This window comes from Aureivirga sp. CE67 (assembly GCF_015767245.1).
Classification (GTDB): Bacteria; Bacteroidota; Bacteroidia; order Flavobacteriales; family Flavobacteriaceae; genus Aureivirga.
On the sequence record NZ_JADOTV010000020.1, the window covers coordinates 42,374 to 58,789 of the forward strand.

11 protein-coding genes and 1 other RNA gene are annotated in these 16,416 nt (G+C 31.2%); 5 read left to right on the plus strand and 7 right to left on the minus strand.

Annotated elements, in window-relative coordinates; translation table 11 throughout:
* Positions 1 to 52: 52 nt before the first annotated feature.
* Complete coding sequence (locus I0K12_RS17900) at positions 53 to 682, plus strand: CatB-related O-acetyltransferase (protein WP_196889514.1); 630 nt, start codon at positions 53 to 55, stop codon at positions 680 to 682.
* Here I0K12_RS17900 and I0K12_RS17905 read toward each other — a convergent pair.
* Together I0K12_RS17905 and ssrA are read right to left on the minus strand one after the other, a co-directional pair.
* A complete protein-coding gene (locus tag I0K12_RS17905; protein ID WP_196889515.1) occupies positions 679 to 1,392 on the minus strand; it encodes an AAA family ATPase in 714 nt (237 codons plus the stop codon). The genes I0K12_RS17900 and I0K12_RS17905 overlap by 4 nt on opposite strands.
* Positions 1,393 to 1,451: 59 nt before the next feature.
* Positions 1,452 to 1,850, minus strand: a transfer-messenger RNA (tmRNA) gene (gene ssrA / locus I0K12_RS17910).
* A 108-nt stretch (positions 1,851 to 1,958) separates the two neighbouring features.
* Here ssrA and I0K12_RS17915 point away from each other — a divergent pair.
* On the plus strand, positions 1,959 to 3,179 hold the full coding sequence (locus I0K12_RS17915; RefSeq protein ID WP_196889516.1) for an NAD(P)-dependent oxidoreductase: 1,221 nt from the start codon (positions 1,959 to 1,961) through the stop codon (positions 3,177 to 3,179).
* Between the two features lie 350 nt (positions 3,180 to 3,529).
* Here the strand turns inward: I0K12_RS17915 and I0K12_RS17920 are convergent, their stop codons facing one another.
* Both I0K12_RS17920 and trkA read right to left on the minus strand, forming a co-directional pair.
* Positions 3,530 to 5,029: a TrkH family potassium uptake protein gene (locus I0K12_RS17920; protein WP_196889517.1), complete on the minus strand. Its 1,500-nt coding sequence runs from the start codon at positions 5,027 to 5,029 to the stop codon at positions 3,530 to 3,532.
* 2 nt (positions 5,030 to 5,031) lie between these two features.
* Positions 5,032 to 6,384, minus strand: coding sequence for a Trk system potassium transporter TrkA (gene trkA, locus I0K12_RS17925; RefSeq protein WP_196889518.1), 1,353 nt, complete (start codon positions 6,382 to 6,384; stop codon positions 5,032 to 5,034).
* 59 nt (positions 6,385 to 6,443) lie between these two features.
* Between trkA and radC the strand changes: the two genes are divergently transcribed.
* Positions 6,444 to 7,142, plus strand: coding sequence for a RadC family protein (gene radC, locus I0K12_RS17930; protein WP_196889519.1), 699 nt, complete (start codon positions 6,444 to 6,446; stop codon positions 7,140 to 7,142).
* A gap of 55 nt (positions 7,143 to 7,197) precedes the next feature.
* Here the strand turns inward: radC and I0K12_RS17935 are convergent, their stop codons facing one another.
* The 3 genes from I0K12_RS17935 to ccsA all read right to left on the minus strand — a co-directional run bounded on the left by I0K12_RS17935 (position 7,198) and on the right by ccsA (position 12,281).
* Complete coding sequence (locus I0K12_RS17935) at positions 7,198 to 8,157, minus strand: YpdA family putative bacillithiol disulfide reductase (protein WP_196889520.1); 960 nt, start codon at positions 8,155 to 8,157, stop codon at positions 7,198 to 7,200.
* Between the two features lie 377 nt (positions 8,158 to 8,534).
* A complete protein-coding gene (locus I0K12_RS17940) occupies positions 8,535 to 9,050 on the minus strand; it encodes a DUF2892 domain-containing protein (RefSeq protein WP_196889521.1) in 516 nt (171 codons plus the stop codon).
* Positions 9,051 to 9,134: 84 nt separating this feature from the next.
* The gene (ccsA, locus tag I0K12_RS17945) at positions 9,135 to 12,281 is read right to left on the minus strand and encodes a cytochrome c biogenesis protein CcsA (protein ID WP_196889522.1); all 3,147 of its coding nucleotides are present in this window, start codon (positions 12,279 to 12,281) and stop codon (positions 9,135 to 9,137) included.
* Positions 12,282 to 12,727: 446 nt separating this feature from the next.
* Here ccsA and I0K12_RS17950 point away from each other — a divergent pair, with 446 nt between their 5' ends.
* Together I0K12_RS17950 and I0K12_RS17955 are read left to right on the plus strand one after the other, a co-directional pair.
* On the plus strand, positions 12,728 to 13,984 hold the full coding sequence (locus I0K12_RS17950) for an alginate export family protein (protein WP_196889523.1): 1,257 nt from the start codon (positions 12,728 to 12,730) through the stop codon (positions 13,982 to 13,984).
* 237 nt (positions 13,985 to 14,221) lie between these two features.
* On the plus strand, positions 14,222 to 16,390 hold the full coding sequence (locus I0K12_RS17955; protein ID WP_196889524.1) for a choice-of-anchor L domain-containing protein: 2,169 nt from the start codon (positions 14,222 to 14,224) through the stop codon (positions 16,388 to 16,390).
* The last annotated feature ends 26 nt before the right edge of the window (positions 16,391 to 16,416 follow it).

The window sequence follows — 16,416 nt, forward strand, 5'->3', positions numbered from 1 at the left end:
TTCTTTATTTAAAATAATAGTTTTTTATTTGATTCAAAATTTATTCATAAAAATGGCCGCACCAAACAAAAACAAAATTTTTCCAATTCCGAACTATAATAAGCTATGTTTCCTAAAAAATCTGGTAAAAAACCCAAATATTGAGATTGGAGATTATACTTATTACGACGATTTTGAGAATGTAGACAACTTTGAGAAGAATATTAAATATCATTTTGACTTTATTGGCGATAAATTAATCATCGGAAAATTCTGCATGATCGCATCAGATGTGAAATTTATCATGAATGGAGGAAATCATTTAACAGAAAGTATTTCTGCTTATCCTTTTGCTATTTTTGGAAATGATTGGCAAAATGCTATGGACGGAAAAAATTACCCGACAAAAGGAGATACTATTATAGGTAATGATGTTTGGCTTGGACACAATGTAACCATCATGCCTGGAATAAAAATTGGAGATGGAGCTATTATTGCAACAAATACAACAGTTACCAAAGATGTTTCTCCTTATAGTATTATAGGTGGAAATCCTGGAAAAGTAATAAAAAAACGATTTTCTGAAGAAAACATCGAATTACTTCTTCAAATAAAATGGTGGAATTGGGAAATAGAAAAAATTACTGAAAACGTTCAACTTCTAACAAGTAATGATTTTGAAAAATTAAAACAATTACTTTAAACCAAAACAGAAGAATACTCTAAAGTCTGTAAAATATTTTTCTTGATTTCTTTTTGAAGATGCATTTTAGCCTCAGCATAAGAAACATCAAATAATTTTGGAATCTGATTATATTCTTTAGGATAGTTTTCCATTTCTTTTTGATAAAAAGCTTCTAATTGTTCTTTGTTAGGAGCTTTGTATTCCAATTTCATATCAAATCTTCTCAAAAGAGCTTCATCAATTACATGGATCTGATTTGTTGCCGCTATCAAAATTGCTGTAGAAGGTAAATAATCGATTAATTGTAAAATTGAATTTACAACTCGCTTCATCTCTCCACTATCCGAATTATCATAATCACGAATTTTCCCAAGAGAATCAAATTCATCAAAAAACAAAACAGCTTTTTCTCTTTCTGCTCTTTTAAATAAATGTGTGATATTTTTTGCTGTTTCACCCAGTTTTGCAGAAACAATACTTCCAAGATTTACAATATAAAGTTTCTTGTTTAGGTGATTTGCAATAGCTTTGGCTGTCATGGTTTTTCCACAACCAGTTTTTCCATGAAGAATAATCTTATTATTAATAGGTAAATTAAACTGATTCAAAGTTTCCAGATGTTCAAATTCTTTCAAAAGAACATCCATCTCTTCTTTTAATTCTTCACTAAAAGAAATTTCATTTAACTGAACCTTACTTCTATCAATGATGTATAACTCGTTTACCATAATAATAAAGATTAAAAATTAAAAAAGCCACAAACTTTACTGTCAAGTTTATGGCTTTTCTGTGGAGACGGAGGGAATCGAACCCTCGTCCAAACAAGCAATCTCAATGCTTTCTACATGCTTAGTTCTTGTTTAATTTTCGAAATAATGCTGACCAAAAACCGCCCACATTATCCTTAGTTTCTTAATTTTCGGAAAAACATCGAAACTATATTTTTCCTATGTCTACTTTTACGATGTCTCTATTAGAACCGCGGTGGACCAGCGCTGCTCTGAGACATTTAGCTTTCGCATCTAATGCGACGAGGCTTGAATCTTACTGATATTCAGATTATTAAGCAGCTAAAGAGAAAGTGTTGTCTCCGTTTACTTGTTTGAAACCAAGATTTACGAGAATTGTTTCCTGTCTCGACATGCTTACATTTCAACTGACCTCGCTGTCAAAACCAGTCGTCCCCTAAAACTAATGGGATGCAAATGTAGTAAAAAAATTGTTAATAATATCACTTGTTAATTGAAATTAATATAGATACCTTCGCAAGGATAAATCAGATTAGTTAGTAAATATGAAAATTGCAATTATTAAAGAACGCAAAAACCCACCAGACAGAAGAGTTGTATTTTCGCCAAAGAAGTGTAAAGAACTTCAAGAAAAATACGAAAATCTAGAAATCGTGGTTGAAAGTTCTGATATCAGAGTTTTTAGTGATGAAGCTTATGAAAAAGAAGGAATAAACATTGTATCAGATGTTTCTGACTGTGATGTAATGCTTGGAGTTAAAGAAGTTCCAATCGATGCGTTAATTCCTAATAAAAAGTATTTTTTCTTTTCTCACACAATTAAAAAACAACCTTACAACAGAGGTTTGTTACAAGCAATTTTAGAGAAAAACATAAGCCTTTTTGATCATGAAGTTCTGACAAATGAAAAAGAGCAAAGAGTTGTTGCATTTGGAAGATATGCCGGAATTGTAGGGGCTTACAATGGATTTAGAGCTTGGGGATTAAAATTCAAAACTTTTGAAATGCCAAAAGCAGAGAATTTACCAAACCAAGAAGCTTTAATCAACGAATTAAAAAATATTTCTCTTCCAAACATCAAAATAGCACTTACAGGAAAAGGGCGTGTAGCCTCTGGAGCTAAAGAAATGTTAGACGGAATGGGAATGCGTGAGGTTTCTATCGAAGAGTACTTAACCCAAACTTTCGAAGAACCTGTTTACACTCAATTAGATTCTTTAGACTACAACAAAAGAAAAGACGGACAAACATTACCTGTTCACGATTTCTACAATAACCCAACAGATTACGAAAGTGATTTCATGCGTTTTGCAGAAGTTTCAGATATGTATATCGCTGGTCATTTCTACGGAGATGATGCACCATTTATCTTTACAAGAGAAGATGCTAAAAAATCTAACTTCAAAATCAAAGTAGTAGCAGATATCAGTTGTGATATCGACGGGCCAGTAGCTTGTACGATCAAACCTTCTACAATTGCAGATCCTGTCTATGGATACAATGCAATTACAGAAAACGAAGATGATTACACAAAAGAAAATGTTATTGCAGTAATGGCTGTAGATAATCTTCCTTGCGAATTGCCAAATGATGCTTCTGTAGGATTTGGAGATATGTTCGCAGAGCACGTTATTCCTGCATTTTTCGATAATGACACTTCAGGAATTTTACACCGAGCTTTAATGACTTCGGATAAAAAACTTACAGACAGATACGCTTACCTTCAAGATTATGTTGATGGAAACGGACACGAAATTTTAGTATAAAACATACTTTATAAAAAACAGAAAAGCCTTGAAAATTTAACTTCAAGGCTTTTTATTTTATCTAGATTTTTCAAATTCCCCTCTTGAGAGGGGCTAGGGGTGTGTTAATATTTTATTCAACTTCCCCCTTAAAAAAAACGTGATTCTATCTATTTGGGCGAATTTTTCTTTCGTTCAAAAAACTCAGAAAAACCGGGCTTTCCGTTACAAGTCTTCTTTTTCAAAAAAAGATTTTCTAAAAACAATCCGTGGGCTTCTAAAGTCGCCTCCGTTTGTTAAGAAATCTAATTTTTTTCAAAAGAAAAGCTTTTCACTTCAATCCCTTTCGCAAAAAATCATCTTCCAATCATTTAGTTTTTCTTCCAAAAGAATGGAGTTAAAAGAATTAAAACAGTAAATAATTCTAATCTTCCAATCAACATTAAGAAAGAACAAAACCATTTTGCAGAATCCGATAAATGTCCAAAACTATCTACAGGACTCACACTTCCAATTGCTGGACCAATATTCCCTAAAGAAGAAGCTGTTGCTCCAATTGCTGACATAAAATCCAATCCTAAAAATGTCAATAAAACTGAACCTAAAATAAATATCAACATATAAAGAATAAAGAACGAAAGAATATTAAAAACAATATTTCTCTGCACTCCTTTCCCGTCATATCTCACAGGAATTACTGCATTTGGGTGTAATAATTTCTTAAACTCAAGAATACTATTTTTAATCATCACAATATGACGAACAATCTTCACTCCTCCACTCGTCGATCCTGCAGAACCACCAATAAAGAATAAAGAAAACATCACCATTGTAGCAAACGAATTCCACATTGTAAAATCAGCAGAAACAAATCCTGTTGTTGTCAATACAGAAGTAACCTGAAATAACGCATGTCTAAATGCACTTTCTGCACTACCAAAAGGCTTCGGATGATTGATACTCGTCTGTAAAGTTGGATCTTGAAAGAAAATAATTAATCCTGTAATTACTGTTGTTACCAATAAAATTCCGAAGAAATAATATTTAAATTCCTCGTTTTGAATTACTCTTTTTATCTTTCCTTTTATTGCAAAATAGCTCAACATAAAGTTAGCTCCAGCAATAAACATAAATATTGTGACAATATATTGAATCATTGGCTGACCATTATAATAAGCCATACTCGAGTTTTTCGTAGAGAATCCTCCGGTACTCATCGTTGCCATCGCATGATTTATCGCATCAAACCAAGTCATTCCAGCAATTCTAAGTAAAAAGAACTCCGCAATCGTCAAACAGAAATAAATCAACCAAAGTCTTTTCGCAGTTTCCGTAATCCTCGGATGCATTTTATCTGCGGAAGGTCCAGGCGCTTCTGCCATAAAAAGCTGCATTCCTCCAATTCCTAAAAGTGGTAAAATTGCAATTGTCAGTACAATAATTCCCATTCCACCAATCCAGTGTGTTGCACTTCGCCAAAATAACAATCCTTTTGGCATCGCTTCAATATCACTTAAAATGGAGGATCCTGTGGTCGAATATCCAGAAATTGTTTCGAAAAAAGCATCTGTAAAACTCGGAATTCCACCTGTAAGCATATACGGAAGCGTTCCTGTCAAACTCAACATTAACCATCCGAATGTTACAATTACATATCCATCTCTTTTATGAAGATTTTTCTTTGCGCCTTTATTAAAAAACCACATAAAAAAACCTAAAGCAATGGCTATAATTCCTGCTAAAAGAATTCCTTTATAAGCTGCTTCTCCATAATACAAACTAAACGGAACTGCTAAAAGCATGAAAAATCCATTTAGCATTGAGGTCATTCCTAAAAAGCTGGTTACAATTTTATAGTTGATTCTGTTCATTACTACTTCGTGTTAAATAACTTTTCAACATCAGAAATAGCTTCACGTAAACAAAATACTACTGCCTTATCTCCTTCTTGCATTTTAAAATCTCCTATTGTCATATATGCTTTTCCATTTCGAATCACACCACCAAAAACGGCTTTTTTAGTCAAACCGATTTCTTTGATTGTCTTTTTCGTCACTTTAGAATTTGGATGAACTTCAAACTCTAAAATCTCTGCATTTACATTGTGTAAACTTGCATGTGCTAAAACTTCTCCTTTACGGACATGCTTAAAAATTGCACTCGCAGCAAGAAGTTTTTTATTAATCAAAGTATTAATTCCAATTGTCTGAGAAATATTGATATAATCCATATTTTCTACCAAAGCAATTGTACGCCTCACTCCTTTTGATTTTGCTACAAGACAAGACATAATATTCGTTTCCGAATTTCCTGTTACGGCAATGAAAGCATCCATATCATTGATATCTTCTTCTTCCAAAATTTCTACATTTCTTCCGTCTGCATTAATCACTAAAGCATTTGGAAGTTCTTCTGCTAATTCAAAAGCTTTTTGCTTATTCTTTTCAATTAGTTTGATGTTGAAATTTGTACTACAAAGATTTCTTGTTGATTTTTTCCCAATTTTTCCTCCACCAAGAATCATAATATCTTTAATTCCAATAGACTCTTTTCCAATCAATTGATTGATTTTCTTTGCATCTTCTGCTGGAGTTGAAAAATAAACTTGATCAAAGGCTTTAAAAATAGTATCTCCTCTAGGAATTACTGTTTTCGTATCATCTTGCCTATTGATTGCAATAGCTGTAAAATCTATACTTGGAAATTTTTGTTGTACTTCTTTTACAGTCAAATTCGTAATTGGCGAATTTTCTTCCAACACACAACCTAAAATTTGAAGTGCTCCATTTTCAAACTCAATAGTATCATTGAAAACAGATTGACGAAGTAAAAGATTAATTTCTTTTGCTGCCAATTCCTCTGGTGAAATCATAGAATCAATTCCTAATTCCTTGAAATCAATATCTTCAGAACGTAAAAACTCCGCATTAGAAATCCTTGCAATTGTTTTCTTCGCTCCTAGTTTTTTAGCGATTGCTGCAATTGCAATATTCGTATTCTGAGATTCAGTCACCGCAAGTAACATATCTGCAGTATCTATTCCTATGTCTTTTAAACTTTGAATAGAAGTTGCATCTCCTTTTGCAGTAATTACATCTAAATGAGAGTTAATATAATTTAATTTCTCTGTATCTAAATCGATTACAAATATATCCTGAGACTCGTAGGAAAGTAGTTTGGCAAGATGAAATCCAACATCTCCTGCTCCGGCAATGATAATTTTCATATATTTATGATATTTAGTGCAAAGATATTACACTTATTTTTGAAAAAAAAATTTAGCATATGGAGAGTTTAAATTTAGAAAAATCTATTAAACATTGGGCAGATGATGATCGGCCGAGAGAAAAATTAGCTCTAAAAGGGAAAAATGCTCTATCAGACGCAGAATTAATTGCTATTTTAATCGGTTCAGGTTCTAGAAATGAATCTGCTGTCGCTCTTTCCAAACGAATTTTAAAATCTTTCAACAATAATATAAATGAACTTTCCAAAGCATCTTTAGAAAGCTTAATGGAATTCAAAGGAATTGGAGAAGCAAAAGCAATCAGTATTGTCACAGCTTTAGAGCTTGGTAAAAGACAAAGACTGGAAGCTGCTCTAGAGCAACCAAAAATTACTTCTAGCAAAAATGTTTTCGAATTATTACATCCACTTATTGGAAATATTCCACACGAAGAATTTTGGATTATTTTCTTAAACAACTCAAATAAAGTTATTTTTCAAATGCAACTCAGTAAAGGAGGCTTAACAGCTACCGTTGTTGATGTTCGTTTATTATTCAAAAAAGCTTTGGAAATTCGTGCAACTTCTATCATTCTTGGACACAATCATCCTTCAGGTAGTTTAAAACCAAGTAACGCTGATAGAAATATTACTTCAAAAATAAAAGAAGCTGGAAATGTTCTAGATATTAAACTTTTAGATCATTTAATTATCACACAAAAATCTTATTATAGTTTTGCTGATGAAGGAATGTTGTAAATTCGAATATTGAGAATATAATTAACACCTTTATTCTCATTCAATTCTTCCACTTTTATGATTTATTAACTATATTTTCAATAATCTTTTCTGCATGAATTCTTGAATTTTCAATAAACCATTTATTTGTTTTCAATCCTCCGCAAACTACTCCAGCTATATAAAGATTTGAAACTGTAGTTTCATGAGTATCTTGATTATAAATTGGAGTTCTATAAGAATCGTCATGGAATTTCACTCCCATTTTTTCTATCAATTTGAAATTTGGTTTATATCCCGTCATTGCAAGAACAAAATCATTTTTTAAAGTTTTCTTTCCTTCTGGTGTTACAATATCCACTTCATCTTGTCGAATTTCAGTGATTTTGGATTCAAAAAAAGCTTTAATCTCTCCTTCTCTAATTCTGTTTTCTATATCTGGTTTTACCCAATACTTCACGTTTTGTCCGATTTCTGTTTCACGAATCACCATCGTTACATTGGCTTTTTTTCGAAAAGTTTCTAAAGCAACATCTACAGCAGAATTTGCTGCTCCTACTACAATAATATCTTGCTGAAAATACGGATGTGGCTCATCATAATAATGTTTCACTTTTGGTAAATCTTCTCCTTTTACATTCATTAGAAAAGGTAAATCGTAAAAGCCTGTGGCAACAATTATATTTTTACATAAATAAGTATTCTTCGAAGTTTCTATTTCAAAATATTCTTCTTTTTTATGTGTTTTCAGGACTTCTTCGTACAATTTTAGATTTAATTCCCAATGTGAAGCAACTCTTCTGTAATACTCTAAAGCTTCAAAACGATTTGGTTTGTTTCCGTGTGAAATAAAAGGAATATTTCCGATTTCTAATTTTTCTGAAGTAGAGAAAAAAGTCATGTTTAATGGGTAATTATAAATCGAATTCGTAAGAGTTCCTTTATCGATAATTACATGACTTAGATTATTTTTTTTTGCTTCAATTCCACAAGCAAGTCCGATTGGTCCTGCACCGATGATTCCGATATCGTACATTATTTTTGTTTGAAAATTTGAATTAAAAATACGGAATTTTCTTTTATTATTTTCTTTGCGAAAGGGATTGAAATGGAAAGCTTTTCTTTTGAAAAAAATTAGAAAAATTTCACAAACGGAGGCGACCATAGAAGCCCACGGATTGTTTAGTTTTTCTTTTTTTGAAGAAGAAAACTTGAAATGGAAAGCCCGACCTGTACTCTGAGCGAAGCATAGCGGAGACGAAGAGTTAAAGGATTCGCCAAAAATTAATTAGTTAAATTATAAATTGAAACACACCCCTAGCCCCTCTCAAGATAGGAATTTTAATTATTATAAATAAAAAAAGTCCTACAAAATAAATTGTAGGACTTATATATTTTATAAAAAAGTATAAATTACATTTTCTTCATTTGATCTTTCATCATTTTGATTTGATCTTTTAGCATTCCTTGTTTATCGTGCTTTTTAGCTTCGTTTAAATAAGTTGTTGCTTCACGTTTTCTACGCTTTGACATTGCAATTCCACCTAAGTTTAATTTTGCCATTGCGATATCATGCTCCATTGATAAACCGATGCTTAAAGCTTTTTTGAATAACTTTTCTGCTTGGTTTATGTTTGTTTGCATCACAATTAAACCTTGTAAATAATAATAATAACCTTGTTGTTTTGTTACTAAAGCTGATTGTGGATTTTTGATGTATCCTAACCATTTTTGACAACCATCGAAATCTTGTTTACGAAGTTGTAAAAATGCCATGATAATGAATTCATTTTTGAAATAGAAAAGCACGAAAATTCCTGCTAATAAAATTAATGAAATACCATTCATGATATTTCCTTCCACAAATTGAAATACAGCCCAAGCAAAAATAGCAACTGCAAGAACTAATTTTATATACTTATTGTACATTGTTTTGATTTGTTTATTATAACTGCAAATGTACATTTTTATAACTGTAATCAAAAACTGTTATAAAAATGCACATTGTGAATTTTATTTTTTTGTTTTATAGTTCTTTTTGTATCTCCAGTATACAATTGCGCTAAATACTGCAACTATAGCTGCGGTGTAGTATACAAATGTTGGAGTAATTGTTTGGTCTCCACTTGCATAAGAGTGCATTCCTGAAAGGTAGAAGTTTACCCCAAAATATGTCATCAAGATGGATCCGAATGTAATTACTGACCAGAAATTGAAAGTAAATACTCCTTTTAAACCTGGAATTAATCTTAAGTGAAGTACAAAAGAATAGAACATAATACTGATTAATGCCCAAGTTTCTTTTGGATCCCATCCCCAGTAACGTCCCCAACTTTCGTTGGCCCACATTCCTCCAAGGAAGTTTCCGATTACAAGAAGTACTAATCCAACAGTCATTGATAACTCATTTACATAAGTTAATTCTTTGATGTGAGATTTTATTTTTTTCTTATTCTTATCATTCATTAACAACATTAATATCATTGCTACAACTCCAAGAATCATACTTAAACCAAAAGGACCGTAACTTGCAACAATTACAGATACGTGTACCATCAACCACCAAGAGTTTAATACTGGAGCAAGGTTTCCGATATCTGGATCAATCCAGTTCCAAGAAGCAATCATTAACATCATTGCTGTTAAAAATGCTGCTGCTGCAACAGTCATTGATGATTTTCTACCATAAATTAATCCAAATAACATCGTTGCCCATGCTACGTAGATAATTGACTCATAAGCATTACTCCATGGCGCGTGTCCACTGATATACCAAATTGCTGCTAATCCTACAGTGTGTAATACGAAAAATACAACAATAAGCCCTGTAAGACTCATAACTGTGTATTTTAAAACTTTTGATTTACTATAAAATATTTGAAATATTACAACCAATAACATTATTAATCCTGCAAACAAATATGCTTTAATAAGTTTATTGAAAACTTGTACATTGTTATATGTGATTTCTAAATCAATTTTCTTTTCACCTGGATGTACGGCAGAACCAAATTTTGTTTGAAATTTCTTAATTCCATCTAAAATATCATTTGCCTCCTTATAATCATTTGTTTTTGCTGCTGTGTAAAGTGTACTTTTATAAACAGGCATTATTTGACGAACAAAAACAGAATCAATTCCTGTGAAATTATTGAATTGATCAAACTCTGCATGAGAAATCCACTTGTTTTCAGGACTGTCTTTTAGAGGGAAAATCTTTAAAAGATCTCCATAAAGCGCACTGTAAAGAAGATTTACACGTTTGTCTACATCGATAACATTTGTTTCGAATTTGTTCTTAACTTGTTTTCTAAAAGCTTTTTCTTGAACCTCTCTTAAAATATAATTTCCTGCTGGATCAAAAAAGTCTTGAAGACTTGCATATTTAGCATCTTCAGGTAACTTTAAAAGCTTCTTAAGTTTTTTCTCATGTTTATCGATTTTAACAATTGGAATTTCAAACCAAACCATTGGCATTAAATTCATAGACATAAAAGCCTGATTTGCATCTAAACCTTTATAAGTGTCTTTACCACTTACTTTTCTCAATAATTGAGAAGAAAAAGTATGAAGAGGTTTCATACGACCACCATAATCTTGGATAACTAACTTACTAAACTCGTAAGCGTGATTTTTGTCAACAGTTGTTGCTACAATTACAGAATCAATTTGAGCTTCTGTAATTTTTTTATGTTGCTTATGTTGTTGCTGCGCAAAAGTAAAAGTTGAGAAACTTAATAAGAAAGCAATAACTAAACTAGTTCTTTTTGCTCTAATTTTTTTCAATTGATTTTTAAGGTGATCTGTTCTTGTGTTTTTCATAAATAAAGCTAAAACCATTCCTCCGAATAATACAAAATACCCGACATAAGTAATTAAAGTTCCCCAATCATCATGATTCACGGATAAGTGTGTTTCCTCATATTCTTCTGTGATATTATAACTTGCTTGGAAGAATTTATATCCATCAAAATGAAGAATATTATTCATAAAAATTCTATAATCAAAAGATTTTTCTGGAGTATAAACTGTCACTTCACTCGCATAAGACATTGGACTTTGAGAACCAGGATAGTTTTCCAACTGGAAATCATTTAATCGAATACTAAAAGGAAGTTCTAATTGCTTCGCTCCATAAGTCATACGGAAAGTAAGTCCACCAACTTGTTGGATTGAAGGAGGATCAATTGCATATTGTTTACCAGAAATAGCAATCTGTTTTGTTTCTCCATTTGTAGTAATGTTGAAAACTAATTTATCCGAATTACCTTGATTTTCTTTATTTGAAATTGTTTCATAATTCCCTTTTACTGGAGGTTTTGGAACAACGAATTGCATTCCTGAAACATTGTGAAGAGTCAATAAGTTTAAGCTCTGAAGCGAGTCTTTCTTAACAGTTCCTTCAAAACTATCTGCCATACGGAAGAAAGTTCCATCTTGTTTCGTTAATAATTGAAGTGCTCCATCATTATCTAATTTAAACTCAATTGTATTTGAATCTCCTCCACTCTCGAAACCTACTAAAACTCCATGAACAACTTGACTTGTTCCTTTTTGAATATAATGATCATGACGACCACCATGACTTGATTCTACAAAGTGTAAATATTCAATTCCATCCTCAGATTCTACAAATTTTTCTTCAGCAAAAGGAATATATTCCACCAAATCAAATTTTACTTCTTGACCTTTAAAATCTGCTTTAAAAGAATAATTTGGTTTTCCCATTGAAGAAAGTAACATTTTCTTCTCGATTGGTCTTTTTTGGTCTTTTCCGTCATCAATTATTGTTGTCAAATAATTATCACGAGACATGAAAACGTTTGAAGTCTCCCCTTCTTTAATAGGCATGATTCCTTCGTAACCCATATATCTTGTAATACCTGCTCCAACAATAATTAGAACAAAAGCTAAATGGAATAAAAGAACCACCCATTTCTCTTTTTTATACAATTTATATTTGAAAATATTTCCAAAAAAGTTAATCATAAATAGAACCATAATAAGCTCAAACCACCAAGTACTGTAAACCAAGGCTTGTGCTGTTTGTGTTCCATAATCATTCTCGATAAAAGTTGCAACTCCCATTGCTACAGCGAATACTAGGAAAAGTACCGCCATAAGACGTGTAGAATATAGGATATTAAGAATTTTTTTCATATGTATTTCTTGTGTAAATCAAAAACTTCGCAAATTTAACCATATTAAGTGTAAACTCCATTTGATTTTAAGTATTTTTAATTATTTATTGTGTGAAAAGTAAATTTTAAGTTTTTTTTAAGATTTCAATGAAAAAATTAATTTTTAAACAAATTTCACAATTTCATTATTTAATTCAAAAAACAGAAAACAACTACAGGTTTTAAATAAAATAGATATAGTTATATCATATTAAAAGTTCTCAAATCTTTTTTTCATTAATTTATGTTAAAAACCTAATTAAAACCTAAAATTTACACAAAAAATAAACCTAGAATATTTTTTGTCATTATATTTATCTAGTTAAAAATCAGTTTTTTATTTAAAAAACTCAACCTCTTCCCCAACGCAGATTTATCTTCCATTGTTTATTCAATTTAAATGAATTTTAACTCAAATTAATAAATATGAGAAAAGTTGTATTATCAATGATCGTTGTACTGTTTTGTATGAGCGTAAATGGGCAAGAATTTGATTTGTCAGCGGAAATCCGACCGAGATTTGAAAACAGACATGGTTTTCAAACATTATTTGATGAAAGTCAAGATGCAGCAAATTTTATTTCACAAAGAACTCGTCTTAACTTTGATTTTGAAAAAAGTTATCTAAGATTAAAAGTTTCTCTCCAAAATGTTCGAATCTGGGGAGATGTTCCAACTTTAGCAAAAGATGATAAAAACAATTCGGTTCACGAAGCATGGGCTGAGCTAGCTTTATCTAAAAGTGTTGCTGTAAAATTTGGACGTCAAGTTATCTCTTATGATGATCAAAGAATATTTGGTGGTGTAGACTGGGCACAGCAAGCTAGAAGCCATGATGCATTAGTTATTCACTACGTACCTTCAAAAAAACACAGGCTTGATTTAGGATATGCTTTGAATGCAGATAATGAAACAATTGTAAGAGAAAGATATCAAATAAATCAATATAAAAATTTTCAGTACGGATGGTATCATGGAATTTTTGGAAAATTCGGTCTTAGTTTTTTAATTTTAAATACTGGGTTTGAATATCAAAAACCAACAAATGATACGAAAGTAGATTATATGCAAACTTGGGGACCAAGATTAACTTACAAACTTGGGAAGTTAGATTTATCTCTTGCAGGGTATTGGCAAACTGGAAAATTAATGGGGAATACTGTAGAGGCTGGTTATGCTGGTGGAATTGCTAAATATAATATCAATAATAATTTTTCTATTGGAGTTGGTTATGAATATCTTTCAGGGAAAGACATGACAGATACTAGTGATAAAGTAAAAGCCTTTAATCCTTTATTTGGAACAAATCATAAATTCAATGGATGGATGGATTATTTCTATGTAGGAAATCCACATGGAGGAGTTGGCCTATCGGATTTTAATGGTCAGTTAAATTATAAAAAAGGAAAATTTGCAGCAACTATTCAACCACATGTTTTTGCAGCGGCAAATACTATTGTAGATGGAGCAGGAAGAACAACTAGTAAAACACTAGGAACAGAAATCGATTTACAATTAAGCTATAAAATGTTTAGAGACATTCAATTAACTGGCGGATATTCTCAAATGTTTGCTACAGAAGAGATGGAACTTTTAAAAGGTGGAGATAAAGATGCTACAAATAATTGGGTTTGGTTAATGATTACCTTTAAACCAAATTTATTTTCTATCGTAAAAGAATAACAAATAATAAGCAAAACATAACAAAACACTTTTCTTTTCTACTTAAGGAAGGTGTTTTTTGTTTTAATAAAAATAAATTATTCCTAAAAAAAAACCATTCTAAAAAGCTTTAGGTATCTAAATATTGTTAAAAATATCTTTTATATGTAATTTTTTTTCCTTTTTTTTACAAAAAAATAATATTAAAAGTTAGCTTTTAATATATTTGTTTGAATTACTTACAAAAAAATAAAAATTATGGTTAAAAAATTACTCTATGGTTGCGCAGCATCGCTTTTGCTTAGTGCAACTGCTTATTCACAAAAAATACAAATAAACCCAGAAAACATTTCTGCTTCTACAATGAAACCAAAAGATTTAGTAGAACAAGTTCTTTTATCTGGGGAATGTACAGAAATGGGCTGGATTAGTCATACCACAAATGATGGTACTTTTATAAATGATGGTACTTTAGAATATGATATAGAACATGACGAAACTGATAGAACAGGAAAAAGTTATGGTTTCTTTAAAAGAGTTACTGAAAACTTTCCGTTTCAAAATGGAATTGTCATGACTTCAGGTAAAGCATACAGAGCTGGGAATACAGATATAAGTAGTACATTAGGTGATGGTAGTGAATGGGGTAGTTGGTGGTACGAAAACGGAGATGATCATTTACTAAGTATCATACAAAGTTCTTCTGTTCCAAGACCAGCTGTTAGAAATGTTACTATATTTGAATTCACATTTGTTCCTTTAGTCAGTAATTTAGAATTCGACTATATTTTCGCATCTGAAGAATATGGTAGTTTCGAATGTTCTTATTCTGATGTTTTTGCATTTATTTTAAGTGGTCCTGGTATATCAGATGTAAATGAATATGACGGAGATGCAGACTCTACAACACCTCCAGTTTCTTTAGATTTAGGAGGAAAGAATATTGCTGTTGTTCCAAATACGACAATTCCTGTAATGGTTACTAATGTACATTCAGGTGCTTTATGTACTATTGAGCAAGAAACTTATGAGTTCTACGATAGTGTAAATTCAGGAAATGGTGCTATTAATTTTAATGCCCAAACTGTTGAACTTACTGCACAACATCCTGTAACACCTGGTGAAACTTATACAATAAAGCTAGCTATTGCAGATGCAGGTGATGCAGCTTATGATTCAGGAGTATTTTTAGAAGGAGGAAGTTTTGATTTAGGAATTTTAGAAGATCCTGATGAGCCACATACTCAAACTAATGGAAATGCATTATGTGAAAATGGAGGGTCTTTAGAATTTGGTTATACTGAAGAAGACATTGTAAATCATTCTGAATCTATGTTGTATGCATTTTTAAAAATAACAGATGATGAAACTATTGTTGTTCAAGAAGCAAGTGATGATTATACTTATACTATTACAGAACCAGGAACTTATCAATTAGTTGGAGTTTTTCCTGGAGTAGATCATTGTGTTAAAGAAACAAATCCTGTGATTATAGAATACTATCCTTTACCTGAGATTCCTGAAGTAACTACTATCGAAGAATGTACTGTTGATGATATTACAATTGATTTTTCTAATAAAGTTTCAGAAATTTTAGCAGGATATGATGAAGAATTATACATCGTAGAATTCTTTAATTCTGAGGAAGCTGCTGAAGACTTTGGTAGTACACCTATTACTGAAATGAATTTAGAAGGAAACTCTTCAGCTTATGTTTATGTTAGAGTATTAAACAAAAGATCTTATGAAAATTATTTAGAAAATCCTGATGAAAGTCAACCTTGTTATAGAGAAATTTTCTCTTTTGAGTTAAAAGCATATTTAACTCCAACCTTAGCAGATTCATCAGATTTTACAGAATTATATAGCTGTGACAATGATTCTTATGGAACTGCAACTGATAATATCGTATTATTTGACTTAACAGTTCAAGAACAAGATATTTTTGGAGAATATAGTGCTCAAGATTATACATTAGAATATGCAACTGATGCAGATTTTAATAATATTATTGCAGACCCAACTACATATGCAAATGTAGATTCTCCTATGGATCAAACAATTTATGTTAGATTAATAAATAAATTAAAAACGGATTGTATTGGAGATACTTCTTTCAAATTACATGTAGAGCCATATGCAAATGCAGATTGTAGTGTTACAATTCCTGAAGGATTCTCTCCAAATGGAAATGGAATCAACGATACTTTCTATGTTAAAGGATTAGTTGAACATTTCCCTAATTATAAAATAGAATTCTATAACAGATGGGGTAACATTGTATATACAGATACAAATGGAAACTATTGGAATGGACAATTAGATGGTGATAAAACTCGTGTAGCTGCTGGAGTATATTACTATGTATTATACTATAACGATGGTTCTTTAGCACCTTATCAAGGAAAATTATTCCTAAATAGATAATTCTAACAAACAATAGAGAGAAAAGA